Source organism: Tistrella mobilis (assembly GCF_039634785.1).
Lineage (GTDB): Bacteria > Pseudomonadota > Alphaproteobacteria > Tistrellales > Tistrellaceae > Tistrella > Tistrella mobilis.
This window is the reverse complement of record NZ_JBBIAB010000003.1, coordinates 147804-172468: the sequence shown is the minus strand read 5'-3', so window position 1 is coordinate 172468 and position 24665 is coordinate 147804. Positions and strand designations below refer to the sequence as shown.

At 70.4% G+C, this 24665-nt stretch carries 25 protein-coding genes; 9 read left to right on the top strand and 16 right to left on the bottom strand.

What is annotated here, in order from left to right; genetic code table 11:
* The first annotated feature begins 169 nt into the window (after positions 1-169).
* Positions 170-2299: an anhydro-N-acetylmuramic acid kinase gene (locus WI697_RS05535; protein WP_345957742.1), complete on the top strand. Its 2130-nt coding sequence runs from the start codon at positions 170-172 to the stop codon at positions 2297-2299.
* On the opposite strand, the gene WI697_RS05530 is transcribed toward WI697_RS05535, so the two are convergent.
* The gene (locus WI697_RS05530) at positions 2282-2917 is read right to left on the bottom strand and encodes a class I SAM-dependent methyltransferase (RefSeq protein ID WP_385997803.1); all 636 of its coding nucleotides are present in this window, start codon (positions 2915-2917) and stop codon (positions 2282-2284) included. The genes WI697_RS05535 and WI697_RS05530 overlap by 18 nt on opposite strands.
* A gap of 148 nt (positions 2918-3065) precedes the next feature.
* Positions 3066-3566 carry a MerR family transcriptional regulator gene (locus WI697_RS05525; protein WP_345957740.1) on the bottom strand — a complete coding sequence of 167 codons (501 nt, stop codon included), beginning with the start codon at positions 3564-3566 and terminating at the stop codon, positions 3066-3068.
* Positions 3567-3704: 138 nt separating this feature from the next.
* On the opposite strand from WI697_RS05525, the gene WI697_RS05520 reads away from it, so the two are divergent.
* Positions 3705-5900, top strand: coding sequence for a heavy metal translocating P-type ATPase (locus WI697_RS05520; RefSeq protein WP_345957739.1), 2196 nt, complete (start codon positions 3705-3707; stop codon positions 5898-5900).
* A 54-nt stretch (positions 5901-5954) separates the two neighbouring features.
* Here WI697_RS05520 and WI697_RS05515 read toward each other — a convergent pair whose 3' ends face one another.
* The 3 genes from WI697_RS05515 to WI697_RS05505 all read right to left on the bottom strand — a co-directional run bounded on the left by WI697_RS05515 (position 5955) and on the right by WI697_RS05505 (position 7226).
* Positions 5955-6233: a virulence factor gene (locus WI697_RS05515; RefSeq protein ID WP_345957738.1), complete on the bottom strand. Its 279-nt coding sequence runs from the start codon at positions 6231-6233 to the stop codon at positions 5955-5957.
* Positions 6233-6433: a DUF5397 domain-containing protein gene (locus WI697_RS05510; protein ID WP_345957737.1), complete on the bottom strand. Its 201-nt coding sequence runs from the start codon at positions 6431-6433 to the stop codon at positions 6233-6235. The genes WI697_RS05515 and WI697_RS05510 overlap by 1 nt, the downstream gene beginning before the upstream one ends.
* Positions 6434-6587: 154 nt before the next feature.
* A complete protein-coding gene (locus tag WI697_RS05505; RefSeq protein WP_062763282.1) occupies positions 6588-7226 on the bottom strand; it encodes an alpha/beta hydrolase in 639 nt (212 codons plus the stop codon).
* Positions 7227-7393: 167 nt separating this feature from the next.
* Here WI697_RS05505 and cysE point away from each other — a divergent pair, with 167 nt between their 5' ends.
* From cysE to WI697_RS05485, 4 genes are all read left to right on the top strand, one after another.
* Positions 7394-8164, top strand: a complete 771-nt coding sequence (gene cysE / locus WI697_RS05500; protein ID WP_228382373.1) for a serine O-acetyltransferase — start codon at positions 7394-7396, stop codon at positions 8162-8164.
* 50 nt (positions 8165-8214) lie between these two features.
* Positions 8215-8736, top strand: coding sequence for an RrF2 family transcriptional regulator (locus tag WI697_RS05495; RefSeq protein WP_345957736.1), 522 nt, complete (start codon positions 8215-8217; stop codon positions 8734-8736).
* A complete protein-coding gene (locus tag WI697_RS05490) occupies positions 8733-9869 on the top strand; it encodes a cysteine desulfurase family protein (RefSeq protein WP_345957735.1) in 1137 nt (378 codons plus the stop codon). The genes WI697_RS05495 and WI697_RS05490 overlap by 4 nt, the downstream gene beginning before the upstream one ends.
* Before the next feature lie 118 nt (positions 9870-9987).
* Positions 9988-11190, top strand: coding sequence for a cysteine desulfurase family protein (locus WI697_RS05485; RefSeq protein WP_345957734.1), 1203 nt, complete (start codon positions 9988-9990; stop codon positions 11188-11190).
* Positions 11191-11202: 12 nt separating this feature from the next.
* Here WI697_RS05485 and maiA read toward each other — a convergent pair whose 3' ends face one another.
* From maiA to WI697_RS05455, 6 genes are all read right to left on the bottom strand, one after another.
* Entirely contained in the window at positions 11203-11877 is a 675-nt protein-coding gene (gene maiA, locus WI697_RS05480; RefSeq protein WP_345957733.1) for a maleylacetoacetate isomerase, read from the bottom strand.
* A 14-nt stretch (positions 11878-11891) separates the two neighbouring features.
* A complete protein-coding gene (locus WI697_RS05475) occupies positions 11892-13232 on the bottom strand; it encodes a TRAP transporter large permease (RefSeq protein ID WP_345957732.1) in 1341 nt (446 codons plus the stop codon).
* Positions 13233-13238: 6 nt separating this feature from the next.
* A complete protein-coding gene (locus tag WI697_RS05470) occupies positions 13239-13805 on the bottom strand; it encodes a TRAP transporter small permease (protein WP_014748260.1) in 567 nt (188 codons plus the stop codon).
* On the bottom strand, positions 13802-14845 hold the full coding sequence (locus WI697_RS05465; RefSeq protein WP_062765668.1) for a TRAP transporter substrate-binding protein: 1044 nt from the start codon (positions 14843-14845) through the stop codon (positions 13802-13804). The genes WI697_RS05470 and WI697_RS05465 overlap by 4 nt, the downstream gene beginning before the upstream one ends.
* 78 nt (positions 14846-14923) lie before the next feature.
* Positions 14924-15640, bottom strand: a complete 717-nt coding sequence (locus WI697_RS05460) for a fumarylacetoacetate hydrolase family protein (protein WP_345957731.1) — start codon at positions 15638-15640, stop codon at positions 14924-14926.
* Complete coding sequence (locus WI697_RS05455) at positions 15637-16701, bottom strand: cupin domain-containing protein (protein ID WP_345957730.1); 1065 nt, start codon at positions 16699-16701, stop codon at positions 15637-15639. The genes WI697_RS05460 and WI697_RS05455 overlap by 4 nt, the downstream gene beginning before the upstream one ends.
* Positions 16702-16896: 195 nt before the next feature.
* Between WI697_RS05455 and WI697_RS05450 the strand changes: the two genes are divergently transcribed.
* Positions 16897-17775: an IclR family transcriptional regulator gene (locus tag WI697_RS05450; protein ID WP_345957729.1), complete on the top strand. Its 879-nt coding sequence runs from the start codon at positions 16897-16899 to the stop codon at positions 17773-17775.
* A 58-nt stretch (positions 17776-17833) separates the two neighbouring features.
* On the opposite strand, the gene WI697_RS05445 is transcribed toward WI697_RS05450, so the two are convergent.
* Positions 17834-18415, bottom strand: a complete 582-nt coding sequence (locus WI697_RS05445; protein ID WP_345957728.1) for a TetR/AcrR family transcriptional regulator — start codon at positions 18413-18415, stop codon at positions 17834-17836.
* 104 nt (positions 18416-18519) lie between these two features.
* Between WI697_RS05445 and WI697_RS05440 the strand changes: the two genes are divergently transcribed.
* Together WI697_RS05440 and WI697_RS05435 are read left to right on the top strand one after the other, a co-directional pair.
* Positions 18520-19431, top strand: coding sequence for an SDR family oxidoreductase (locus WI697_RS05440; protein WP_345957727.1), 912 nt, complete (start codon positions 18520-18522; stop codon positions 19429-19431).
* A 77-nt stretch (positions 19432-19508) separates the two neighbouring features.
* Positions 19509-20306, top strand: coding sequence for an SDR family NAD(P)-dependent oxidoreductase (locus tag WI697_RS05435; RefSeq protein ID WP_345957726.1), 798 nt, complete (start codon positions 19509-19511; stop codon positions 20304-20306).
* Here WI697_RS05435 and WI697_RS05430 read toward each other — a convergent pair.
* From WI697_RS05430 to WI697_RS05415, 4 genes are all read right to left on the bottom strand, one after another.
* The gene (locus WI697_RS05430; protein ID WP_345957725.1) at positions 20225-21484 is read right to left on the bottom strand and encodes an MFS transporter; all 1260 of its coding nucleotides are present in this window, start codon (positions 21482-21484) and stop codon (positions 20225-20227) included. The two genes, WI697_RS05435 and WI697_RS05430, sit on opposite strands and share 82 nt — an antisense overlap.
* Positions 21485-21517: 33 nt before the next feature.
* Positions 21518-22762: an MFS transporter gene (locus WI697_RS05425; RefSeq protein ID WP_345957724.1), complete on the bottom strand. Its 1245-nt coding sequence runs from the start codon at positions 22760-22762 to the stop codon at positions 21518-21520.
* Positions 22759-24045 carry an ATP-grasp domain-containing protein gene (locus tag WI697_RS05420; protein WP_345957723.1) on the bottom strand — a complete coding sequence of 429 codons (1287 nt, stop codon included), beginning with the start codon at positions 24043-24045 and terminating at the stop codon, positions 22759-22761. Before WI697_RS05420 ends, WI697_RS05425 begins: the two co-directional genes overlap by 4 nt.
* A 184-nt stretch (positions 24046-24229) precedes the next feature.
* Positions 24230-24430 carry a TRAP transporter large permease subunit gene (locus WI697_RS05415; RefSeq protein ID WP_345957722.1) on the bottom strand — a complete coding sequence of 67 codons (201 nt, stop codon included), beginning with the start codon at positions 24428-24430 and terminating at the stop codon, positions 24230-24232.
* Positions 24431-24665: the final 235 nt, after the last annotated feature.

Sequence of the window (24665 nt, the reverse complement as noted above, 5' to 3'; positions counted from 1 at the left end):
GGGCCGACCGGGTTTGGATACGCGGGCGGATGTAGCATGAAACCGCCCGCACCGCCAGATGACGGGCCGCCAGATGACGGGCCGCGAGATGACTGGCCGCGGGATGACTGGCCGCGGGATGACGATCCGTCGTCAGGCAGATCAACGCAGTCTCGGAGGGACGTGACCGATGCGCATCATCGTGACCGGGGCGACCGGCTTCATCGGCCGGGCGCTGGTCGGGCAGCTGAAGGCGGCGGGCACGATCCTGATCGACGGCACCGCCCGGCCGATCGAGCGGCTGGACGAGGTCGCCCGCGGCGGCCCGCTTGCCGTCGATCTGACCCGCGCCGATGCAGTGCGCGCACTGATCGGTGCCGGGGCCGATCTGATCTTCCATCTGGCCGCCGGCAACACGCCCTCGGGCGAGGCCGATCCCGAGGCCGCGGCCGCCCTCAATCTCGATGCCGTGCGTCATCTGATCGGGGCGATCGCCGCAAGCGGGCGGCAGACGCGGCTGGTCTTCGCCTCGACCATTTCGGTCCATGGCGGGCCGACGGCGCGGGCGAGCGCAGGCGACGACGATGCGCCGCGCCCGGCCACCACCTATGGCGCGACCAAGGCCGCGGCCGAGCTGCTGCTCGCCGATGCCGGCCGCCGCGGCGTGGTCGATCCGCGCATCGCCCGCATCGCCAGCATCATCGACCGGCCGGCCGCCGCCGGCGGCACCAGCGCGGTCGCCCGCCTGGCCCGGGTGCTGTCGGCAGCACCTGCCGGAGAGGCGGTGGTTCTGCCGCTGCCGGCGGGGCTGAAGCTTGCGGTTTCCGATGTCGCCTCCACCGTGGACGGGCTGATCCGGCTGGCCGGTCTGCCGGCGGCGGCGCTGGGCGGCGACCCGCTGGTGGCCCTGCCTGCGCGCACCATACGGGCGGGGGATCTTGTCGGCGCCGTTGCCCGCGTCGCGGGGCCAGAGGCGGCGGAATTGATCACCATCGCGCCCGAGGCGGCGCCCACGGCCGCCGTCACCGGCTGGCCGGCGGCACAGGACTGGTCGCGCGCCCGCGCGCTGGGCTTTCCCGCTCCGCCATCGCTGGTCGCCATCGCAGCCCGCATGGCCGGCCGGCCGGTGCCGGCCGATCCCGACCCCACCGTCATTGCCGCCTCTGCCGATGACGGCGCGCCGCGCCGCCGGCCGGTCTGGGCGGTGGGGCTGATGAGCGGCACCTCGCTCGACGGCATCGATGCCGCCCTGGTCGAAACCGACGGGGTCGACATCACCGGCTTCGGGCCGACCCTGTTCCGGCCCTATCCGGCGGATCTGCGCGAGGCGCTGTCCCGGCTGCTGGGCGGCCGGGCGCCGCTCGTCGATGCCGCCCGGGCCGAGGCGGCGTTGACCCGCGCCCAGGCCGACGCCGTAACCGCGCTGCTGGAAACGGTGCCTGAGATCGCCCCCCATGTCCGGCTGATCGGCTTTCATGGCCAGACCGTGCTGCATCTGCCGGACGAGGGCATCACCGTGCAGCTGGCCGATGGCGCAAGGCTCGCCGCCCTGACCGGCATCGACACGGTCTCCGATTTCCGCCGCGCCGACATGGCCCGGGGCGGGGAGGGTGCGCCGCTGGTGCCGGTGGTCCATCGGGCGATGATGGCCTGGGCGGGGGTGGCGCCGCCGGTTGCGGTGCTGAACATCGGCGGCGTCGCCAATCTCACCTTCATCGGTGCCGATGGCGGGCTGCTCGCCTTCGATTGCGGGCCGGGCGGGGCGCTGATCGACGATCTGATGCGCCGCCGCACCGGCCAGGCCTTCGATCAGGATGGCGGCACGGCTGCGGGCGGTCATGCCGACGAGGCGATTCTGGGCCGGCTGCTTGCCGATCCCTTCTTCGACCGGCCGCCGCCCAAATCGCTCGATCGCGACCGCTTCGCCGCGGCACTCGACCTGGTGGCGGATCTGCCGCTGGCCGATGCGGCCGCAACGCTGACGCAGTTCACCGCCCGTGCGGTCGCCCGCGGCCTCAGCCTGGCGGTCGCCGCCGGTGCCGAACCGCCGGAACGGGTGCTGCTGGCGGGTGGCGGCCGCCACAACCGCACCTTGCGCGCCGCCATCGCCGCGCGGTCCAACCTGCCGGTCGCGCCGGTGGACGAGGTCGGTCTCGACGGCGATGCGCTTGAAGCCCAGGCCTTCGCGGTGCTGGCGGTTCGGGCGGCCGACGGGCTCGCCCTCTCCTACGCCTCGACCACCGCCACCGACGGTGCGGTCACCGGCGGGGCGCTGCACCGGGCGCAGGTGGTGGGTCAGGTATCAGGCCGCAACCACTGATTTCAGCGCCGGCCGCCGGGTGATCCGATAGACCGAGGCCGGCGGCAGATTGCGGCGGGTGGAGCCGATCTTGACCGCCTTCAGCCCCAGCCGGTCCAGAATCCGGCGCGAAATCGGGCAGCGCGGCCCATAGGTGAACTGGTAGAAGGCGCCGCCCGGCTTCAGATAGCCGAAGGCGCCGGTCAGGATCGCCATCACCTTGCGGGCGGGCATCGACAGCACCGGCAGGCCGCTGATCACCGCGCCGGCCGGGGCGCCGTCATACAGCCGGCACTGCTTCAGCTTCGCTGCATCGGCCTGCACGATGCGCGCCTCGGGGAAGCGGCGGGTCAGCATGCCGGCAAATTCGGCGCCGAATTCGATCAGGGTCAGGTCGCGTTCGGCCACGCCGCGCGCCAGCAGGGCCCGGGTGAACACGCCGGTGCCGGGGCCGAGCTCCAGGACCGGGCCGGTTGCAGGCGTCACTTCCGACGTGATCAGCCGTGCCAGCCCTTCGCCCGAGGGCATGACCGAGGCGACCCGGAGCGGATCGCCCATCCAGGCGCGAAAGAAGGCGACAAAATCGCTGCCCCGGCCACGTGCGGTCCGGCGATGCTCCGCACAGCCCGCCCGCTTCATCGAAAACGTCACCATGCCCGCCCGTCCCGTCTGCCTGACTGCCCGTCCGCCTGACTGCCCGTCCGTCACACTGCATCAGGCCTGTTCATGCGACCCGACGCTTTTGGATATCACACTCCCACGCCTCTGACGCGGGCTTCCTGATGCCTCACGAAGTTTTCACGGCAGCGGCCATGTCGGCCGGCTCCGCCCCGGCCTCCGCTTCTTCGTGATGAACCACGCAATGCCCATGGCTGTGATCGGCCAGCACCTCGATCACCCGGCAATCGGCGATCGTGCCGGTGCGGGCATGATCGCAAAGCATGCGTTCGAGTTCGATCTTCAGCGCCTCCAGCCGGCGGATGCGCGCTTCCACCGCCGCCAGCTGGTCGCGGGCGATATGGTCGGCGGTCGCACAAGGGGCGGCCGGGTCGTCCGAAAGCGACAGCAGTTCGCGGATCGCATCCAGCGGGAAGCCCAGTTCGCGGGCATGGCGGATGAAGGCCAGCCGGTCGCGATGGCTCTTGCCATAGACCCGCTGATTGCCGGCGGTGCGCGCCGGTTCCGGCAGCAGGCCGATCTGTTCGTAATAGCGGATGGTCTGGACCTTGGCGCCGGTCTCGCGCGCCAGGGATCCGATGGAAAGGGCCGCGGCCCTGCCGCCGGTCATGCCGGGTCTCCCCTCGGGAATGCTGTTCGACATGTGGGGTGCGACCGGCTCGCAAAAAAGGGCTTGAAGCTACAGTCGCTGTAGGTCTCAGGATCGGGGGCATCCAAGGACGTTCCCCCCGAACTGCGAGGCCCTGCGATGCGACGTGCCAGCCCTCACGACCCCGAAGCCGCCATCGAAGGCGGTGCCGCCCCCGTGCTCCGCCTGTCGGTCGGCGGCATGGACTGCGCCTCCTGCGCGCTCAAGATCGAGCGGGCGGTCGGCCGGGTCGCACCGCAGTCGGATGTCAGCGTCAACGTGACCGGCGGCACGGTGCGGGTGGAGACGCCCGCCGGCGCCACGCCCCCGGACCGGCCGGCGGTGGAGGCGGCGATCACGGCGCTCGGCTACACCATCGGTGGCCCGCCGGCGGCGGGCTGCGGCACCGATCACGACCATGACCATGATCATGACCAGGGGCACGCCCATGGCGCCGCGATCGATGGCCCCTGGTGGCAGACCCCCAAGGCGCGGCTGGTCGGCATCGCCGGGCTGATGCTGGCCGTGGCGATGGTGCTGGAGGTGACCTGGCCGGTGGCCGATCCCTGGCCCTTCGTGATCGCGGCGCTGATCGGGCTGGCGCCGGTTGCGCGCCAGGCGTTTCGTGCGGCGCGCGGCGGATCCGTTCTGACCATCGAGATGCTGATGACCATCGCGGCGCTCGGCGCGCTGGCGATCGGGGCCGCCGGCGAAGCCGCGACGGTGGTCTTCCTGTTCGCGGTGGGCGAACTGCTGGAAGGCGTTGCCGCCGCCCGGGCGCGCAAGGGCATCAAGGCGCTGGCCGATCTGGTGCCGCGCACGGCCCGGCGCGTTGCGGCCGATGGCCGTGTGCATGACGTGCCGGCGGCCGATCTTGCCGTCGGCGATCATGTCCTGGTCCGCCCGGGCGACCGGGTGCCGGCCGACGGTGCGGTCATCGAGGGGGCGGCGCTGATCGATGAAAGCCCGGTCAACGGCGAATCGGTCCCGCGCGAGAAGCTGACCGGCGACGACGTCTTCGCCGGCACCGTCGTCCAGGATCGTGCGATCACCATCCGGGTGACGGCCGCCGCCGCCGACAACACCATCGCCCGGGTGGTGCGGCTGGTGGAAGAGGCGCAGGAGGCCAAGGCCCCGGTCGCCCGCTTCATCGACCGCTTCGCCCGGATCTACATGCCGATTGCGGTGGGGCTGGCGCTCGCCACCGCCGTGCTGCCGCCGCTGCTGGCCGGCGCCGACTGGTCGGTCTGGATCTATCGCGGCCTCGCTTTGCTGCTGATCGCCTGCCCCTGCGCGCTGGTGATCTCGACCCCGGCGGCGATCGCCTCGGGGCTTGCAGCCGGCGCCCGCCGGGGGCTGCTGATCAAGGGCGGTGCGGTGCTGGAAAAGCTGGCGGCCATCCGCACCGTCGCCTTCGACAAGACCGGTACCCTGACCGAGGGCCGGCCGCGGGTGGTGACGGTCGAAGGTTTCGGCACGCTGGCGGCCGATGATGTCGTCCGCCTGGCGGCGGCGCTGGAGACCGGCGCCGCCCACCCCATCGCCCGGGCGATCCTGGACGAGGCCGGCACCCGCGGCCTGATCCTGCCGCCGGCGCGCGATGTTCGTGCGATCCCGGGGGAGGGGTTGAGCGGGGTGGTCGAGGGACGCAGCCTTCTGCTCGGCAATGGCCGCGGACAGAATGATGCGGACCTGGCCGCGGCGATCGCGCGTGCGGGGGAGGCCGGCCACAGCATCGCGGTCTTGGCCGAGGCCGGCCGGCCGCTGGGCCTGATCGCGATGGAGGATGCCCCGCGCGGCGATGCGCTGGACGGGCTGGCGGCGCTGAAGCGCCGCGGCATCGGCGCGGTGATGCTGACCGGCGACACCCCGGCCACCGCATCGGCCATGGCCGCCCGTCTCGGCATCGAGGGCCATGGCGGGCTGATGCCCGAAGACAAGGCCCGGATCGTGCAGGATCTGACCCGCACCGGCCGCGGCCCGGTCGCCAAACTCGGCGACGGCATCAACGACGCCCCGGCGCTGGCGGCGGCCTCGGTCGGCATCGCCATGGGCGGCGGCACCGATGTGGCGCTGGAAACCGCCGATGCGGCCCTGCTCGACGACCGCGTCACCGGCGTGCCGGCGCTGATCGACTTGTCGCGCCGGACCATGGGCGTGATCCGTCAGAACGTCGCGATCGCGATCGGCCTGAAGCTGGTCTTCCTGGTCACCACCATCGCCGGACTGACCGGCATGTGGCCGGCGATCCTGGCCGATACCGGCGCCACCGTGCTGGTCACCGCCAATGCGCTGCGCCTGTTGAGGCGCAGCTGAGGGGGCGTGTTCTATGTGAAGGCAGGTGGGGGCCGAAACAGCCAGGCCCTGTGTTTATGCCTTCACCACTGAAGTAAAGTCGGACCACTGTTCAATGCGGAATGCGCGGATGTCTCGCACAGATCTTGGAAACCATGCTTTTGATCGCAGCGACTGTATTGCCAGGAACAGGTTTGCCATGTCCTCGTCGTCGGTAACGTACAGGCTGCCTTGCACACGGCGGAAGCCGTGATCTGCGAGTGCCGCTCCAATTTCGGTGTATGCCTGGGTGACACCCTTGGGATGATGTTTCTCGGTATCGGCGACCACCAGATCGAAAGCCACCGCGTACATCAGCTTGCCTCAGGATCATCCGACAGGTGCGTCAAGCGGTACTCGGCCGTCTCGCCAGTCTCGACCATTGTGACTTCGACCATCCAATCGCCATCGTCCAACTGACGAAGAACATGGCCGACCTCGTATTTCGGCCCGAAAGGCCCGAAGCATTTGATCTTCCCGACCGGAACGAATGGGGGAGCAACGGTAGCATGCATGATGTTTCTCCCATGAAAAGATGCGGGGAATCGTGGCTGAGATAGTGGACGGCGACAATCAAAATCGGCCCCCTACGTTATACCTGGGCCGAAATTAATCCGTCCGTGGCTCTTTGCCGCTTATCCCCATCATCCGGGTTCCGCTTTCCGCGCCTCAAAGCCCCGCGCGGGTCAGATAATCGTCGCTGAGCGCCGCCACCGTCTCCAGCTGCTGGCCGAAGAAATGGTCGGCGCCCGGTACCACCTTGTGCTCGATGGTGATGCCCTTCTGGCTGTTCAGCTTCGCCGCCAGCTTGGTCACCGAATCGGGCGAGACGATGTCGTCGCGGTCGCCATGGATGATCAGCCCCGAAGACGGGCAGGGGGCGAGGAAGGTGAAATCATACATGTTCGCCGGCGGCGCGACCGAGATGAAGCCGTCGATCTCGGGCCGGCGCATCAGCAGCTGCATGGCGATCCAGGCCCCGAACGAGAAGCCGGCGATCCAGCAGCCGGTGGCGTTCGGGTTGTAGTTCTGCATCCAGTCGAGGGCCGATGCCGCATCCGACAGCTCGCCCTGGCCGTTGTCGAAACTGCCCTGGGACCGGCCGACGCCGCGGAAGTTGAAGCGGAGCACCGAAAAGCCGCGGGCCTTGAACGTCTGGAACAAGGTGTAGGCCACCTTGTTGTTCATCGTGCCGCCATGCTGCGGATGCGGATGCAGGATCAGCGCGATCGGCGCGTTTTTCGCCGTCCCGTGGTGATACCGGCCTTCAAGGCGTCCTTCGGGTCCGTTGATGATCACTTCGGGCATTGCTGCTCCCAGTATTGTCGTTGCCGACGTCTAAGCGCCCGGGCGGGGGCCGGTGATGACGGACAATCTTGACTGTTTCGGTCGGATATCCGTAGAGTCCGTCGAAACGACGTCGGGTCGCGCGCAGCGGTCGGGGCGCCATAACGGAGTCCGTCGCCGGACGCAGGGTGGCGGATGATATCACACGGTGCGAGGCCATGTTCAAGAGCCTGAAACGCGAGATCGACGTGGTGTTCGATCGTGACCCCGCGGTGCGCAGCCGGCTGGAGGTGATTCTCTGCTATCCCGGCTTCCACGCGATCATGATCTACCGGGTCGCGAACTGGCTGTGGCGGCGGAATTTCAAGCTGCTCGGGCGCTGGGTGTCGCATCTGGGGCGCTTCCTGACCGCCATCGAAATTCATCCCGGCGCCACCATCGGCCATGGCTTCTTCATCGACCACGGCATGGGCGTGGTGATCGGCGAAACCACCGAGATCGCCGACAACGTCACGCTGTATCAGGGCGTGACCCTGGGCGGCACCAGCTGGGAGAAGGGCAAGCGCCATCCCACCGTGCTGGAAGGCACCATCGTGGGGGCGGGTGCCAAGGTTCTGGGGCCGATCACGGTCGGCGCCGATGCTCGCATCGGCTCCAACGCCGTGGTGGTCAAGGACGTTCCGCCGGGCGCCACCGTGGTCGGCATCCCGGGCCGGATCGTCAAGGCCCGCGGCGGGCTGGACGAAGAGATGCGCCGTTTCGACGCCTATGCGATCGGTACTCCCGACCTGCCGGACCCGATGTCGCGGATCGTCGACGGGCTGTTGAGCGAGGTGCAGCGCCTGTCGGCGCGGGTGAGCGAGCTGGAGGCCGGGCTCGACCCCGACGCCCATGCCCGGGCGGTCACCGATGCCGAAGCCCGTATCCATCGCCTGCCCGGCGCCGCCGACCGGCGCTGACCTTTCCGGATCTGCGCCCCACCCGCCCCACAAACGCCAGGCTGCGCCCCATGCCCGACAGCTTCGACAGTGCCGCGATCGAAACCGCCGACCCCGACTGTTCCGGGACCGCCGATCTGCCCCGGCATGCACGCCCGGCCGCGCGGGAGGCGGCGGGCGGGTCGGGTGTGGTCCGGGTGGGCGCCCGCGCGCATTACGCCGTGGTGGCCATGGTCGAACTGGCCCGGCGGCGCTGCGCCACGCCGACCTGTATTTCCGACATCGCGACCTGTGCCGATATTCCGCCCGCCTATCTGGAGCAGCTGTTCCGCAAGCTGCGCCGGCGCGGCCTGGTGCGCAGCGCCCGGGGGGCTGCCGGCGGCTACTGCCTGACCCGCGCGCCCGAGGCGATCAGCGTCGCCGATGTGGTGGCCGCGGTCGAAGGCGGCGATGGCCGGCTGCGGGGGGTGGAAGGCCGTTTCGGCTGCGGCGTGGTCGCCCTCTGGCAGGCGGTCGATGCCGGGGTCCGCGACAGGCTCGCCCGGGTCAGCATCGCCGATCTGGCCGCGGCGCATCGGGATGATCACCCATGACCGGTGCCGTGCGTCATTTCCTGGATCACAATGCCGGTGCGCCGCTGCTGCCGGCGGCGCGGGCGCGGATGATCGAGGTGCTGGATCTGGCCGGCAACCCGTCCTCGGTTCATGCCGAGGGCCGCGCCGCGCGGGCGGTGGTGGAACAGGCCCGGGCCGAGATCGCCGCACTCTGCGGCACCCGGCCCGACCGGGTGCTGTTCACCTCGGGCGGCAGCGAATCCAATGCCTGGATGCTGCATCAGGCCGCGGTGGGCCCGCTTGCGGTGTCGGCCGTGGAGCATGACAGCGTGCTGGCGGCGGCGCCCCATGCCCCGCGCATTCCGGTCGACGATCAGGGCGTCGTCCACCCGCATGCGGTCGCGGCCGCGCTGGATCGGCTGCCGGATGGCGGCGCCGGTGCGCTCGTCGCGGTGATGGCGGTCAACAACGAGACCGGGGTCATCCAGCCGGTGGCGGAGATCGCGGCGCTGGTCCATGCCCGGGGCGGGCGCGTCGCCTGCGATGCGGTGCAGGCCGCCGGACGGCTCGACCTCGGAACCTTGTGCGGTGCCGTCGATTTCCTGTCACTCTCCGCCCATAAGATCGGCGGCCCCAAGGGTGTGGGCGTGCTGGTCGCGGGGCCGGAGATCGAACCTGCGGCGCTGATCCCCGGCGGGCAGGAATACCGCCGCCGCGGCGGTACCGAGAACCTGGCCGGCATTGCCGGTTTCGGGGCGGCGGCCGCGGTGCTGTGCGCCACGGATCGGGCGGCCGAGGCGCTGCGTCTGGCGGCGCTGCGCGATCGGATCCAGGCGGCACTTGCCGATGCGGCGCCGGATGTCCTGTTCCCGGGGCGGGATGCCGCCTTTGGCCGGGTCGCCAACACCCTGTCGGTGGTGCTGCCGGGCATCGCCTCCGAAACCCAGGTGATGCGGATGGATCTGGCCGGGATCGCGGTTTCGGCCGGCTCCGCCTGCTCCTCGGGCAAGGTGGCGGCAAGCCCGGTGCTGGCCGCGATGGGGCTGGGGGATCTGGCCGGCCAGGCGATCAGGGTCAGCCTGGGGGCCGGCAGCACGGTCGATGATGCCGAGGCCTTCATCGCCGCCTGGTGCCGCATGGCGGCCCGGCGGAACCGGGCGGCCGCCGAATGAGATCTGCGGCGCGCGCGTCATCTGGCGGGTGCCGGCTGCGACGGAACGACAACCGGGGGCCCGATCGGGCCGGTGACGGAGACGTGATGCGATGACCGCTATGGAGGCTCCCGGCCGCATGAGCGACGATACCGACTGTCCGGCGGCGCCGATCTATCTGGACAACCAGGCGACCACGCCCATGGACCCGCGGGTGCTTGAGGCGATGATGCCCTATCTCACCACCCAGTTCGGCAATCCGCATTCCGCCACCCATCGCTGGGGCTGGGATGCCGATGCCGCGGTGGTCAAGGCGCGGCGCCAGGTCGCGACCCTGATCGGGGCCGATCAGGGCGAGATCGTCTTCACCTCGGGCGCCACCGAATCGAACAACCTCGCGATCAAGGGCGTGGCGCTGGCGGCGGTGGCGGCCGGCGATCCGCGCCGCCATCTGGTGGTGAGCGCGATCGAGCATCGCTGCGTGCTGGCGGCGGCCGAGCGCATGGCAGCAGCCCATGGCTTCGAGGTGACGGTGGTGCCGCCCGGCCCCGACGGCATCGTGCGGGCCGATGCGGTCGCGGCGGTGCTGCGCGACGACACGCTGCTGGTCTCGGTGATGGCGGTGAACAACGAGATCGGCACCGTCCAGCCGGTCGCCGACATCGCCGCCCGCGCCCATGAGCGGGGCGCCCTGGTCCATACCGACGCCGCCCAGGCGGCAGGGCGCATCCCGCTCGACCTGCGCCGTGCCCCCGTCGACATGCTCAGCCTGTCGGGCCACAAGATCTACGGCCCCAAGGGCGTGGGCGCATTGTTCGTGCGCCGGGGGATCGAGGACCGCATCCAGCCGCTGTTCGACGGCGGCCGTCAGGAACGCGGCCTGCGGGCCGGCACCCTGCCGACCCCCCTGGTCGTCGGCCTGGGAGAGGCGGCCCGTCTGGCGCGTCAGGAAGGGCCGGAAGAAACGCAGCGCATCGGCCGGCTGCATCTGCGCCTGCTGGCGGGGTTGACCGCCGCCGGGCTCACGCCCGAAATCAACGGCGCCGCCTTCACCGGAAGCGAAGCCCCCGGCCATATGCCGCGCGTGCCGCACAACCTTAATCTCTCGATCCCCGGCACCGAGGCCGACCGGATCATCCGGGCGCTGCCCGACATCGCCATGTCGGCCGGTTCGGCCTGTTCCTCGGCGGCGGTGGAGCCGTCCTACGTGCTTCGGGCGCTGAAACTCGCCGAGGCGCGGGTGACGGCGGCCCTGCGCCTGGGCCTCGGCCGCTTCACCACCGAGGCAGAGGTCGACCGCGCCGTGGCCATGCTCGCGAAGGCTGCCGGCGCCCGGGGTTGAGGGGCTGCCGCTTCAGCCCTCGGCGTCCGGCTGGCGATCGGGGGCGGCGTCTGCGAAGGCGGGCAGGGCGTTGCAGGCCGCTTCCACCGCCAGCAGCCGCGGATAGGCCTCCAGCGGGCAGGCGAAGCGGCGGGCATTGTAGAGCTGGGGCACCAGGCAGATTTCGGCGAGGCCCGGCCGGTCGCCGAACAGGAAGCGGCCGCCTCCGCCGGCATCCTGCGCCAGGGCTTCCGCGGCACTCAGGCCCTCGGCGATCCAGTGGCGGTACCAGGTGTCGACCGTCGCCTGGTCGTGGCCGAGCGGGGTCTTGAGATAGCCCAGGATCCGCAGATTGTTCACCGGGTGGATGTCGCAGGCGATGGTCTGGGCGAAGGCGCGGGCCTTGGCACGCGTCCAGGCATCCGCCGGCAGCAGCGCCGGATCGGGCATGGTCTCGTCCAGCCATTCGATGATCGCGAGCGACTGGGTGAGTACGCCGCGCGGCGTTTCCAGCGCCGGCACCAGCCCTGCGGGTGAGAGCGCCTTGTAGGCCGCGCTCTTCTGTTCGCCCTTGCGCAGATGCACGAAGCGCTGCGCGGGCGCAAAGCCCTTCAGGTTGAAGGCGATCCGGCAGCGATAGGCGGCGGAGGAGCGGAAATAGCCGTGGAAGACGGTATCGGTTCCGGCGGTATCGGGTTCGATGGTCATGGGGGGCAGGGTCCTCAGAAGCCGAGCAGATGGGGCAGGAACAGCACGACCTGGGGCAGGGCGATCAGCGTCACCACCCGCACCACATCGGCGCCGATGAAGGGCAGCACGCCGCGGATCACCACACCCAGATCGAGCCGGGCATCGATGCCCTTCAGAACGAACAGGTTCATGCCGATCGGCGGCGTGATCAGGCCGAGTTCGACCACCGTCACCAGCAGGATGCCGAACCAGATCGGATCGATACCGCTGGCCTGGATCAGCGGGAAGACCGCGGGCACCGTCAGCAGCACCATCGACATGCTGTCCATGAAGCAGCCGAGCACCAGATAGAAGGCGACCAGCAGCAGGATGACTTCCAGCTGGCCGAGGCCGGCGGCCGCGATCGCGCCCACCAATGCCTGGGGCAGGCCCGAGGTCTCGACGAAATAGTTGAACAGCGCCGCGCCGATCAGGATCAGGAAGATCATGCCCGAGGTGAGCGCGGTTTCCACCATCGCGCCGCGCAGCTCGCCGCCCTTCAGCCCGCCGCGCACCCAGGCGAGCAGGGCGGCACCGCCGGCACCGATCGCGGCCGCTTCGGTGGGGGAGAACAGGCCGGCATAGATGCCGCCGATCACCAGGCCGAACAGCACCACGATATCGGCGATGGCGAGCAGGCGCAGGCCCCCACCGCGCTTTTGCGCGGCTTCTTCTTCCGTATAGTCGCCGCGTTTACGCGCGGCTTCCTGCGGGCGCTCGCCCCGCCGCGGCAGCCGGCGGGCCGAGATCCGGGCGGCGATCATGTAATAGAGGGTGGCGATCAGCCCGGGGACCAGGGCGGCGGCGAACAGTGCGCCGATCGACTGTTCGGTGATCAGCGCATAAAGCACGATGATCACCGAGGGCGGGATCAGCACGCCCAGCGTGCCGCCGGCTGCAACCGCGCCCGCCGCCAGATCGTCGGGATAGCCGTGGCGGCGCATTTCGGGCAGTGCCACCTTGCCGATGGTCGCACAGGTGGCGAGGCTGGACCCGCAGATCGCACCGAAGCCGGCGCTGGCGCCGATCGTCGCCATGGCGAGGCCGCCGCGGAAGCGGCCGACCAGAAGATCCGCCACGTCGTAAAGCGCCCGCGACAGCCCGGCACGGCCGGCGAACACGCCCATCATCACGAAAAGCGGCACGACCGACAGGCCATAGGGCGAGACCGCGTCATAGGGCAGCGTGCCCGACAGATAGAGAATGCCGTCGAGCCCGCCCAGAGCCGCACCGCCGGCCAGGCCGACCACGGCCATCGCCACGGCCACGGGCACGCGCAGGATGCCCAGCACGAGCACGGCCACGAAGCCGAGCACGCCGATCGTCAGATCCATGGGAACTCAGCCCTCGTTGACGGAGACGGAGGCGCCGGCAGGGGCGGGCGCGGGGCGTGACCAGAGGCCGAGGGCCTCGGCCATGTTCATCAGGCAGGCGAGCACGCCGAGCGCGCCGCCGGCCACGACCAGGCCGCGATGGATCCAGAGCGGCAGGCCCAGATCCTGCGAGATCGAACCATAGTCGAGCGCCAGCTCCAGCTCGCCCCAGCCGCGCCAGGCGATCACGAACATGACCGCCAGCCCGGCGATGCCGGCCAGCAGATCCAGCGCACGCAGGGCCGCGGGCGGCAGCCGGTCGTCCAGAAGTTCGACCGCGACATGGGCGCCGCGACGGAAGCCGAAGGGCAGGGAGAGAAAGGCGCAGGTAACCACCGCCAGCTGGGTGAGGTCGACGGTGCCGGTCACCTGAAAGCCGAGAACCTGGCGGCCGAGAACATCGGCCACCGTGGCGACGATCCCGATGCCGAGGCAGGCGACGCCGAACAGCGCCGCCGCCTCGATCAGGCCGTCGATCAGCCGGACGGCACCGCCGCGTGCGGGCCGGGGCGATGCCGAAGGGCTTTTGGTCATTCCGCGGCCTCGTAGCGGGCGGTGAGGTCGCGGGCCTGGTCGTAGAGCGCGCGGGCATCGGCGACGCCGTTGTTCTGCAGCCGCTCGATATAGGCGTTGATCATCGGCGTCAGCTCTTCGCGCCAGCGGTTGCGGGTGGCCTCGTCGATCTCGATGATCTCGTGGCCGCGCGCGACCGCGTCCTCGCGGCCGGCCTTGTCCCACTTCGCCCACCAGTCGCCGAACTTCGCGACCAGCGCATCGCCGGTGGTCTCGTCGATCGCCTGCTTCACGTCGGCGGGCAGGCTCTCATACTTGCGCTTGTTCATCAGCACGTAGAAGGCCGCGGTATAGACCCGGCCGTCGGTGTGGTACTTGACCACCTCGTTCAGCCGGGTGGCGCCGACCAGGTCCCAGGTGGTGACCAGCCCGTCCAGCGTGCCCTTCTGCAGGTTCTCGTAAATCTCGCTCGGCGGCAGGCCCACGGCGCTCGCGCCCAGCGACTGCAGCATCACCGACACCGCCTCGCTCGGCGTGCGCAGGCGCAGACCCTTCAGATCCGACAGTTCATGGACGGGGACAGAGGTGGTGTGGAACAGGCCGCCATTGTGCACGAACAGCGCCAGAACCTTGTAATCCTTGTAGTCGTCGGCCAGCGCGCCGGATTTGTACATCTCCCACATCGCCCTGGTGCCGGCACCGGCCTCGCTGACGACGAAGGGCAGTTCGAAGACCGAGCTGCGCTCGAACCGGCCGCGCGGAATGCCGCGCAGACCAAGCGCGATGTCGATCACCCCGGCGCGGACCTGATCGGCCTGGCGGGCGGCATTGCCGAAGCTGCTGGTGCCGGGATAGATCTCTGCCTTCACCTTGCCGTTGGTGCGCCGCTCCAGCTCTTCCGCCCAGGGGCCCAGGAAATCGGCCTGGAAGCCGTGGCTGGCCGGCAGATAGTGGCTGATCTTCAGCGTCACCGTCTCCTGCGCCGCGGCCGGCGCCACACCGCCGCCCAGACCGGCGAGGGTGAGGGCGGCCCCGAAGGCCGCCGCGATAAAACCGCGCATGGTCGTCTCCTCCCCAATGTCATGGAGGGGCGGCCGGTCATTCCCCGCCGGCCGCACCCGTCTTTCTTCCGGCGCCCGTCAGCCGGCCGCCGCCACCGTCACGTCCAGCGCCGGCAGGCCGTCGATCTCGGCATGCATCACCGCACCCGGCACCACCGCCCCCACGCCCGCGGGCGTACCGGTGAAGATCAGGTCGCCGGGCTGAAGGCTCCAGCTCTCCGACAGGATCGACACGATCTCGGGCACGCTCCAGATCAGGTCGGCAAGGTCCGCCTCCTGGCGCACGGCGCCGTCCACCGTCAGCACGATCCGGCCCCGATCGGGGTGGCCGATGCGGGCCGCCGGCACCAGCGCCGCCATCGGGCAGCTCTGCTCGACATTCTTGCCCTCGTCCCAGGGCCGGCCCAGATCGCGGGCGGCCAGCTGCAGGTCGCGGCGGGTCATGTCCAGGCCGACCGCATAGCCGAACACATGATCCAGCGCCCGGTCCTGCGGGATGTTGGCGCCGCCTTCGGCAATCGCCACCACCAGTTCGACCTCGTGGTGATAATTGGCGGTGCGCGGCGGATAGGTGATGGTGCCGCTGCCGGGCACCACGCTTTCGGCCCATTTGGTGAAGAAGAAGGGCGGCTCGCGATCCGGGTCGCGACCCATCTCGCGGGCATGGGCGGCATAGTTGCGGCCGACGCAGAACACCCGGCGCACCGCGAAGCCGCCGCCGCCCTCGACGGGCACGACGACGGTGGGGGCGGTGCCGCCGGCGGTGATCTCCGGGCTGGTGGCAGCGGTGGTCATGCACGTTCCTCGCGATAGAGGCCGAGCGCGCTCTGCGCCGCCCGGTCCGACAGGCTGAACAGAACCAGGTCCTCGCCGGCTTCGGCGGTGATCGACAGATCGGACCAGGAGGGTATCACGGCCACGTCGCGCGGGCCGATGGCAAGCGCCACGCGGCTGCCGTCGGCGCGGCTCATTTCCAGCGTGCCGCGACCTTCGACACCGACCACGATCGCGCTTTCGGTGCGGCGCACGGCCCGGGTGGCGGTCCCGGCCGGCACCAGCTGCGCGAAGGCCGACAGCGTCGGCAGCACCGGGCCGCCGGTGGCCGGGTCGGTGAATTCCAGCCGCACGCCGTCATGGGGCTCCACGCCGCCTGCGGCACGTGCGGCATCCAGCGCCGGGCGCCAGCTGGCGAAGGGATAATGCAGCAGGCCATGGGCGGCGGCGGCAGTGCCGGCCGCCGGCCGCAGCCCCGCGGCATGCATGGCGGGCGACACGTCCGGGCGGCGGGCGGGGGCCTCGTTGTCGCCGATCCGCTCGGCAAAACCGCCCTGGAACAGGCTGATCATCGGGATGTCGAGCCCGTCCAGCCACACCCCCGGCTGCCGGCCGTCATGGCCATGGGCATGCCAGCGCCAGCGCGGCGTCAGCACCAGATCGAAGAGGGCCATGTCGACCCGCGCCCCTTCGACCGTGGTATAGGCGCCGTCGCTTTCGATCACGAAGCGCAGCGCCGACTGGGTGTGGCGGTGTTCGGGCGCCCGTTCCCCGGGCAGGATCAGCTGCAGGCCGGCATAGATCGACGCCGTGGCGCGGTGCTCGCCGCGATGGCCGGGATTTTCCAGCACCAGCACCCGGCGCTCGGCCTTTTCGGCCGAAATCAGCCGGCCGCTTTCCAGCAGCACCTCGCGCGCGGTCGCATAGGGCCAGAGATGGGGCACGGCCTTCGGGCGCGGATGTTCGGGCACCAGATCGGCCAGCACCGTCCAGAGCGGCGCCATGTCCAGCCGGTCGAGTTCGGCGGCGTAGCTTTCAGGGAGGCCGGAAGCGGTGGGGCCTGAAGCGGTGGGAGCGGTCATCTGAATTCCTCCATGGGCACATGCCGGGAGGACGGCGGCGTTTCCCACGCGACCCGCTGATGACCCGGCCTCTGCTTTGCGACCGTTGGGCCGGGGCGACACTGAAGATCGCCGGCCGTCGGTGCGACATGTTGTCACCCGTCTTCGGGCTCTGTATTCTCTATTAGCAAAACGATTGCTCAGAAGCAAACGCCAATGCAGGCGCCCATGCGGTCGATCGCCGCGGCGGCGATCTGCCGCAAGGCGTCGGAAACACTGGGAGGACAGGACCCCGCCATGGCAGCGATCGAGCTGGAAGAGGGGGGCGCGATCGGCGCGGCCGCCGGATCGCGCGGCATTCAGTCGGTGGAGATCGGCAACCGCGTGCTGATGGTGCTGATGCGCGCCGGCGGGCCGCTGCCGCTGAAGGCCATCGCCCAGGCGGCCGGCATCTCGGCCAGCAATGCCCATCGCTATCTGGCGAGCTATGTCCGCGACGGGCTGGTGGTGCAGGATGGCGATGGCGGCCGCTATGATCTGGGGCCGATCGCCTTGCAGCTGGGGCTGGCCGCCATGGGCCGGCTCGATCCGGTGGCGCGGGCCGCGGCCGAACTGCCGGCACTGGCCGAGGCCTCGGGGTTCACCGCCCATCTGGCGGTCTGGAGCCTGCACGGCGCCGTCGTCGTCCGGCTGCATCGCAGCCGGGTGCCCTTCGTGGGCGCGCTCAGCCTGGGATCGGTGATGCCGCTGCTGCGGTCGGCCACCGGCCGCACCTTTCTGGCCTGGCTGCCCGAAAGCGTCACCGCGCCGGTGCTCGCCACCGAAACCCGTGCCGCCGGCCGGGATCTGCCGCCGGTCGATGTCGATGCGCTGGTGGAGGAGATCCGCGCCCGCCGGGTCGCCACCGTCGACGGTTCGGTGGTGCCGGGCCTTGCCGCCGCTTCGAGCCCGGTGCTCGACTGGCAGAACGAGGCGCAATGCGTGCTGACCCTGATCGGCACCGACCGCGCGCTCGCCGACCCCGACCACCCGGCCGCCCTGCTGCTGGCCGAACGCTGCCGGATCATCTCGGAAGATCTGGGCGCCACCGCCTGACGCCGCCCCGTGTGAGGCGGTGGCGAGGCGTTGAGGGGGGAGGCGTTGGCGCGCGCGCTCAGCCGCCGCCGGCCGGTTCCGCCGGGACCGGCCGTCCGGCGAGCAGCCCTGCCAGGCTGCCCAGGCTTTCCGCCACCACCCGGTCGATCGGCCGGTCGGGGGCGAAGCCCCACCAGATCAGCGCGCCCTGCCATTGGGTGATCATCAGCCGGCCGGCACCCGGCTGGCCGGGAAAGCAGCGGTCGATCGCCGCGGCCAGGCCGTTGCCCCAGCGGGTGCCGCGGGCGCGCAGCTCCGGGTCGCGCAGATCCTCGCGCAGCACCATCAGCCCGTCGGCATAGCTGTCGATGTCGCCATAGCTCTGCGAGAGCCCGGCGAGCAGGGCGACCGCACCGTCCGGCGTCGGCGGGCAGGCGGCGATCGCCTCGGCCGTGGCGGTCTCCAGCCGCGTCCAGGCAAGATCGAGCGCGGCCCGGATCATCGCCGGCTTGCTGCCGAAGCGCTGGACCAGGGTGGCGCCGGACAGTCCGGTTTCCGCCGCCACCGCTGCAAAGGTGACCGCCTGCGGCCCCAGCCGGTGCATCAGGGCGAGGGTGATCTCCAGAATCCGGTCGTCGGGCAGGCTGCGTCGGCGGGCCATGTGGTCCTCCCCTTGCAGATCTCGGGCTTTCATTATAAATGAATATTCGTTTATAAATTATCCGGGGCGCAGATGGAAGCGCCCTCTCCAGGGAGACAGGGTTCATGACGGCTCTTTCGGACAGGATTGCCGTGGTCGCCGGCGCGACGCGCGGCGCCGGGCGCGGGATCGCGGTCGAACTGGGCGCCGCCGGGGCCACGGTCTACGTCACCGGCCGCTCCACCGCCGGCCGCCGTTCGGATTACAACCGGCCCGAGACGATCGAGGAAACGGCTTCCCTGGTCACGGCGGCCGGCGGCTGCGGCATTCCGGTCGTGCTCGACCATCTGGACCCGGCGGCGGTGGCCGCGCTGGCCGCCCGGATCGACGCGGCCCATGGCCGGCTCGACCTGCTGGTCAACGATGTCTGGGGCGGCGAATTGCTGACCGAATGGAATGTCCCGGTCTGGGGGCACGATCTCGACAGAGGGTTGCGGCTGCTGCACAACGCGGTCGACACCCATCTGATCGCCGCCCATCACCTGCTGCCGCTGATGATCCGCCGGCCCGGCGGGGTTCTGGTCGAGGTGACCGACGGCACCGCCGATTACAATGCCGGCCGCTACCGGCTGTCGCCCTTCTACGATCTGGCCAAGATGTCGGTGATCCGCATGGCCTGGGCCCATGGCCGCGATCTTGAGCCCCATGGCTGCTGTTCGGTCGCGGTGACGCCGGGCTGGATGCGGTCCGAGATGATGCTCGACCATTACGGCGTGACCGAGGCCGGCTGGCGCGAGGCGATTGCGCGGGAACCGCATTTCTGCATCTCGGAAACCCCCCGTTTCCTTGGCCGCGGCATTGCGGCGCTGGCGGCAGACCCCCGGCGGATGCGCTGGAACGGCGGCTCGACCTCCAGCGGCGAACTGGCCCGGGTCTATGGCATCGACGATCTCGACGGGTCGCGCCCCGACTGCTTCCGCTATCTGGTGGAGGTGCAGGAGGCGGGCCTGGCCGCCGATCCCACCGGCTATCGCTGATCGGTCCGGCCGGAACGCATCGCCTGCCACGGCGTTCGCACCTCTGACGATCCCGCAGTCGTTTGGAGGCAAACCCGATGAAGATCGATCTCACCGACCGCTCGGCCGTCGTCACCGGTTCCACAGCCGGCATCGGCCATGCCATCGCCCGCGGCCTGGCCGGGGCGGGGGCGTCCGTGGTGCTGAACGGCCGGCACCAGCCGGATGTCGACCAGGCAGTGGCGGCGCTGAAGCAGGCCGTGCCCGGGGCGGAGGTGCGCGGTGTCGCCGCCGATCTCGGCACCGAAGCCGGCTGCGACACCCTGGCCGGGGCGGTCGCGCATCCGGACATTCTGGTCAACAATGTCGGCTTCTTCGGCCCGGCCGATTTCTTCGAGGCCGATGACGACCTCTGGCAGCAGATCCTGGCGGTCAACTTCCTGTCGGGCATGCGCCTGTCGCGGGCGCTGGTGCCGGGCATGGTCGATCGCGGCTGGGGGCGGGTGATCTTCCTGTCCTCGGAATCGGCGCTCAACATCCCCGCCGACATGATCCATTACGGCGTCACCAAAACCGCCTGTCTGGCCCTGTCGCGGGGGCTTGCCAAGCGGCTGGCCGGCACCGGCGTCACCGCCAATGCCATTCTGCCCGGCCCGACCCTCTCCCGCGGGCTCCGGCGCATGCTGGAGGCGGATGGCCGGCCGGTGGACGGGGATGTGATCGAAGACAGTGCTGCGAATTTCGTGGCCGACAACCGGCCGGGCTCGCTCATCCGGCGCGCCGCCTCGGTCGACGAGGTCGCCAATCTGGCGGTCTATCTGGCCTCGCCGCTGTCGTCCGCCACCACCGGCGCCGCCCTGCGGGTGGATGGCGGCGTGGTCGACAGCATCGCCTGAGCCCGCCGCGCGGCCAGCTCCAGCCCGGCGATCAGCATCAGCCCCAGAATGCCGATCACCGGGCCCACGGCCGCCATCGGCATCAGATCGGCCAGGCCGCCGGTCGCCAGCGTCACCAGGATGACCAGGGCCGTGCCGCCGGCATTGGCGGCGGCCTGCATGGTCGCCATCTGGCCGGTGGTCGCGGCCTGGATCAGCCCGGCCTGGGCGGCGGTGAATGCCAGTTCGAAGGCGACCAGGAAGGCCAGATAGGCGGCGATCAGCAGACCGAGCCCGGGGGCGCGGCTGGCGGCCGCCAGCAGCAGGCAGGCAAGCGTCGAGGCGCAGGGCGTCAGCCAGCGGCGGCGGGAGAGCCCGCCCAGCAGCGGCACCAGCACCGCCCCCAGGATGATGGCAAGCCCGCTTGCCACCTGCAGATGCATCACCGCCCGGTCGTCCAGCCCCAGCCCGCGCATGGGCAACAGGGTGCGGGCGGCATTGTGGAAGCCCTGGAACACGCCGGTCGAGAGCACGACATAGCCGGCCTGGCGCAGCAGGGCAGGGTTGCCGGCCATCATCCGCAGGGCGTCACGCAGGGCGCCGCCACCTCTTCCGGCGGCATCGGCCGCAGCGCGCGCATCCGGCAGTGCCCGCCAGCACAGCGCCGCCACCACGAAGCTTGCGGTGTTAACGGCGCAGATTTCGGTCAGCGACAGCCGCCCGACGACCAGCCCGCCCGCCACGCCGCCCAGCGTCGCCCCGGTATAGAAGGCGATGTTGAAGCTGGACGCGGCCGCGGCGAGACGCGGGCCGTCGAACAGCCGGCGCAACAGCACCACGCGGCCGGTGCGGGTCACCGCCTCGCCGAAGCCGCGCAGCAGGAAACAGCCGAGCACGGCAGGCAGCAGATCGGCCGTGAGCAGCAGGCCGATGGCGAGCGACAGCGCGCCGCCGGCCAGTTCCGCCAGGATCAGCACCCGCCGCAGCCCCGGCAGATCGGCAATCCGGCGCACGGCCGACACCGCCAGCACCGGCAGGATCCACTGAAAGGCGAAGACCGACGCCGCCCCCAGCCCCGATCCCGACCGCCGCAACAGCTCGGCCGAAACCGCCAGCAGCAGCATGAAGCTGCCGGTGGCGCTGATCAGCGTCGCCGCCTGGATCAGCAGGAAGTTGCGGTCGTGCAGCAGTCCCTTCACCAGATATGGGCCTTCACCAGATATGGGCCTTCATCAGATACCGGCCGCCTTGCGGATGCCGTGGCGGCTGCCCGCCTCGATACCCAGCAGGATGACGACCCCGATCCCGGCCGTGATCGCGGCGACCACCGGCAGCGGCATCAGATCGGCGAGCGCGCCGCTCAACAGCGTGCAGCCGATCAGCAGGCTGGTGCCCAGCGCCCCCACCGCCGCCTGCATCGTGGCCATGTCGCGGCTGGGCGTGGCCTGGATCAGCTGGGCCTGGGCGGCGGTGAAGGCGGCTTCGAACAGGAAGATATAGACGAAATAGCCGAGATGCAGCCCCGTCTCGCCGGCGACCAGCGTCACCGCCCAAAGCATCACGCAGGCCCCCAGATGGGTAAGCGGCGCGAAGCTGCGATGACGGGCCAGCGCCCCCAGCACCGGGATCGCCACCGCCCCCAGGATGATGGCGAGGCCGCTGGTGATCTGCAGATGCATCACCGCGCTTTCATCCAGCCCCAGATGGCGCATGGGCAGCACCACCCGGGCGGTGTTGTGGAACCCCTGCAGCACGCCGGTGGCCGCCACCACATAGCCTGCCGCCAGCCAGAGCCGCCGATCGGCGCGCATCAGCGTCAGGGCTTCGGCGATCGCGCCCCGGCGCCGGCCGGGCGCGCGGGGGGCTGCGTCTTCGGCCGGCCTCAGATCGGGCAGCGCCCGGTAGCAGGCGGCCGAGATCAGGAAGGTCATGGCGTCGACCGCGCAGACGCCGATCAGCGGCAGATGTTCTACCGCCACCGCGCCCGCCAGCCCGCCCAGCGCCCCGCCGACATAAAAGGACAGATTGAAGGTGGACGAGGCGAGGGTCAGCGCCGGCCCCTGGAACATCAGCTTGACCAGCACCACCCGCGAGGTCTTGGTCACCGCTTCGGCCAGGCCCCGGATCAGGAAGCAGGCGAGCACCGCCACGGTCAGATCGGCGGTCAGCAGCAGGCCGATCGCCAGAGAGATCACGGCCCCGGCGATTTCGGCCAGGATCACCGTGCGGCGCAGCCGCCGGCTTTCCGCCAGCCGGCGGACCAGCGACACCGCCACCACCGGCAGGATCCACTGAAAGGCGAAGACCGAGGCGGCACCCAGCCCCGAGCCGTGGCGCTTCAGCAATTCCGCCGAAACCGCAAGCAGCAGCATGAAGGTGCCGGTGGCGCTGACCAGCATCGCCGCCCAGAGCAGCAGGAACCGCCGGTCGGCGAAGAGCGCAAGCCGCGAGGGCAGGGGATGGGTGGTGCCGCTCATTCCACCAGCTCCACCAGTTTCACGCCCAGTGTTTCGGCGATCTCGGCCCGCAGCGCCTCGCAGGCGGCGGCCGCCTCGCCGATGGTTGGTGCAACCATTCGGACAACGCCCAACACGGCTTGGTTGCCATCCATGCGCCGGTAGCTGGCCCCCGGGCGGATGTCGCAACCGCCCGAGGCCATGCGCGGCCGGAAGGCTTCGAACCAGTCGGGGGCCAGATCGGCGCGCACGGTGCAGTCTTCGGCCATGGTGATGAAGCTGTGGCTGGCGGCACAGGTCTCGGGCAGCCAGTCCGAAACCGGGCTTTCGCCGGCATGGACGCGCACCAGCAGCTCGAACGGGTCGATGCCGGTGGCGGTGCGGATCAGATCGGGGATGGCGCCGCCGGCAATCCGCGGGTTCACCTCCACCAGCCGCGGACCCCTGTCGGTCATGATCAGCTCGATATGAAAGATGCCGATGTCGAGGCCCAGCGCCTCGGCCACCGCCACCGCATAATCCCCCGCCGCCCGGCGGTCTTCGGCGGAAAGCGGGGCGGGGACGGTGGAGCCCATCTCCAGCACCGGATCGTCACGGCCGGTCTTCCGCCGCACCAGGATCAGCGGCACCTTCGCGCCCGAGGCGAGGCCCGCCAGTTCCAGCGAATGCAGCGGGCCGCGGGCGATCTCTTCGACGATGAAGGCGGCATCGGCCAGTTCGTCGGCAAGACCGGTCTGCAGCACCTCGCGGCGCCCGGCCAGGGTGGCGAAATGGCGGTGGATGTCGTCGGGCGTCTTCGCCCAGGTGGTCAGTGCCTTTCCCAGACCGTTCACCGGCTTCACGATCACCGGATAGCCGATGCGCGCCGCGGCGTCGAGGGCATCTTCCAGCGTGCGGACGGTGGCATGGGCGACCGAGGGTAGCCCCGCGCGGTCGAGTGCCGCCCGCGTCAGCGCCTTGTCGCGGGCATTGATCATGCCCCGTGCCGCCGTCGCCCGGATGCCCAGCCGGCCGGCGGCGATCGCGGCCGGGGTGGCGGCCGGCTGCAGGGCGGTCAGCACCGCATCCACCGGCCCGCCGGCCATCAGATCCCGCAGCGCCGCCTCGATCAGCACATCGGAGCGCGTGTCGGCGATCTCCACCCTGCGGATGTCGAGCGCGCGGATCCGCTCATGCTCGGCGGGCGGTAACAACCAGTCGAAGCGCCCGGATCGGATCAGCGTCACCTCGTGCCCCATGGCCAGCGCATGATCGATCGCCCGCGTGGCGGGGCGGGTGGTTTCCACAAAGACCATATGCGCCATGGCCGTACCTCATCCGGAACCACAGGTCGTCCGGATCCCGCGCCTCGGGGCGGTCTTTCCGGTCACGGAGGTGACGGTAGCAGGCGGATTGATCGCGTCAAGAAAGTTTCTGGCCGTTAAAAAAACCTGAGGTTAATGGTGTCCGCGTTTTCCCCGGCATGCAGAACTACCCCGGGGACCGGTTTCAGCCGAGCAGTCGCGGCAGGGCCAGCACCACCCAGGGGACATAGGTGATCAGCGCCAGCACCAGGATCTTGACCCGCAGCATCAGCCAGAGCGCCTTGCGGACCTCTTCGACCGACAGCCTGCTGATCGCGGCGCCGACGAACAGAGAATAGCCGAAGAGCGGGGTGGCCATGCCGATCGCGAAGTTGATCGTCGCCAACGCCATCCTGCCCGAACCGACCCTGTCTGTCGGATGCGTTGTGCGATGAACCCGGCGAAGATCCTGCCCATGCGGGCAAAAATCTTCCGAACAGGCGGGGGGGAAGAGTGTTTTCGATCCTGCTGACAGGATGATGTCAACGAGGGTGGGCGTGGGGCATTCCACTGCGACCGGCCAGTCGAGAGCCTGGGCAATCGCGAGGACCTATCAAGGGACGCCCGACGGCAGTATCGAG

Bases quoted from the DNA above. Each gene is read 5' to 3' on its own strand.
- WI697_RS05435 (WP_345957726.1), top strand. From the start codon at position 19,509: ATGAAGATCGATCTCACCGACCGCTCGGCCGTCGTCACCGGTTCCACA.
- WI697_RS05425 (WP_345957724.1), bottom strand. From the start codon at position 22,762: ATGAGCGGCACCACCCATCCCCTGCCCTCGCGGCTTGCGCTCTTCGCC.
- maiA (WP_345957733.1), bottom strand. From the start codon at position 11,877: ATGACCATCGAACCCGATACCGCCGGAACCGATACCGTCTTCCACGGC.
- WI697_RS05485 (WP_345957734.1), top strand. From the start codon at position 9,988: ATGAGCGACGATACCGACTGTCCGGCGGCGCCGATCTATCTGGACAAC.
- WI697_RS05515 (WP_345957738.1), bottom strand. From the start codon at position 6,233: ATGTACGCGGTGGCTTTCGATCTGGTGGTCGCCGATACCGAGAAACAT.
- WI697_RS05490 (WP_345957735.1), top strand. From the start codon at position 8,733: ATGACCGGTGCCGTGCGTCATTTCCTGGATCACAATGCCGGTGCGCCG.
- WI697_RS05445 (WP_345957728.1), bottom strand. From the start codon at position 18,415: ATGGCCCGCCGACGCAGCCTGCCCGACGACCGGATTCTGGAGATCACC.
- WI697_RS05450 (WP_345957729.1), top strand. From the start codon at position 16,897: ATGCAGGCGCCCATGCGGTCGATCGCCGCGGCGGCGATCTGCCGCAAG.
- WI697_RS05465 (WP_062765668.1), bottom strand. From the start codon at position 14,845: ATGCGCGGTTTTATCGCGGCGGCCTTCGGGGCCGCCCTCACCCTCGCC.
- WI697_RS05440 (WP_345957727.1), top strand. From the start codon at position 18,520: ATGACGGCTCTTTCGGACAGGATTGCCGTGGTCGCCGGCGCGACGCGC.
- WI697_RS05525 (WP_345957740.1), bottom strand. From the start codon at position 3,566: ATGACCGGCGGCAGGGCCGCGGCCCTTTCCATCGGATCCCTGGCGCGC.
- WI697_RS05505 (WP_062763282.1), bottom strand. From the start codon at position 7,226: ATGCCCGAAGTGATCATCAACGGACCCGAAGGACGCCTTGAAGGCCGG.
- WI697_RS05495 (WP_345957736.1), top strand. From the start codon at position 8,215: ATGCCCGACAGCTTCGACAGTGCCGCGATCGAAACCGCCGACCCCGAC.
- WI697_RS05475 (WP_345957732.1), bottom strand. From the start codon at position 13,232: ATGGATCTGACGATCGGCGTGCTCGGCTTCGTGGCCGTGCTCGTGCTG.
- WI697_RS05520 (WP_345957739.1), top strand. From the start codon at position 3,705: ATGCGACGTGCCAGCCCTCACGACCCCGAAGCCGCCATCGAAGGCGGT.
- WI697_RS05470 (WP_014748260.1), bottom strand. From the start codon at position 13,805: ATGACCAAAAGCCCTTCGGCATCGCCCCGGCCCGCACGCGGCGGTGCC.
- WI697_RS05455 (WP_345957730.1), bottom strand. From the start codon at position 16,701: ATGACCGCTCCCACCGCTTCAGGCCCCACCGCTTCCGGCCTCCCTGAA.
- WI697_RS05420 (WP_345957723.1), bottom strand. From the start codon at position 24,045: ATGGCGCATATGGTCTTTGTGGAAACCACCCGCCCCGCCACGCGGGCG.
- WI697_RS05510 (WP_345957737.1), bottom strand. From the start codon at position 6,433: ATGCATGCTACCGTTGCTCCCCCATTCGTTCCGGTCGGGAAGATCAAA.
- WI697_RS05460 (WP_345957731.1), bottom strand. From the start codon at position 15,640: ATGACCACCGCTGCCACCAGCCCGGAGATCACCGCCGGCGGCACCGCC.
- WI697_RS05530 (WP_385997803.1), bottom strand. From the start codon at position 2,917: ATGAAGCGGGCGGGCTGTGCGGAGCATCGCCGGACCGCACGTGGCCGG.
- WI697_RS05535 (WP_345957742.1), top strand. From the start codon at position 170: ATGCGCATCATCGTGACCGGGGCGACCGGCTTCATCGGCCGGGCGCTG.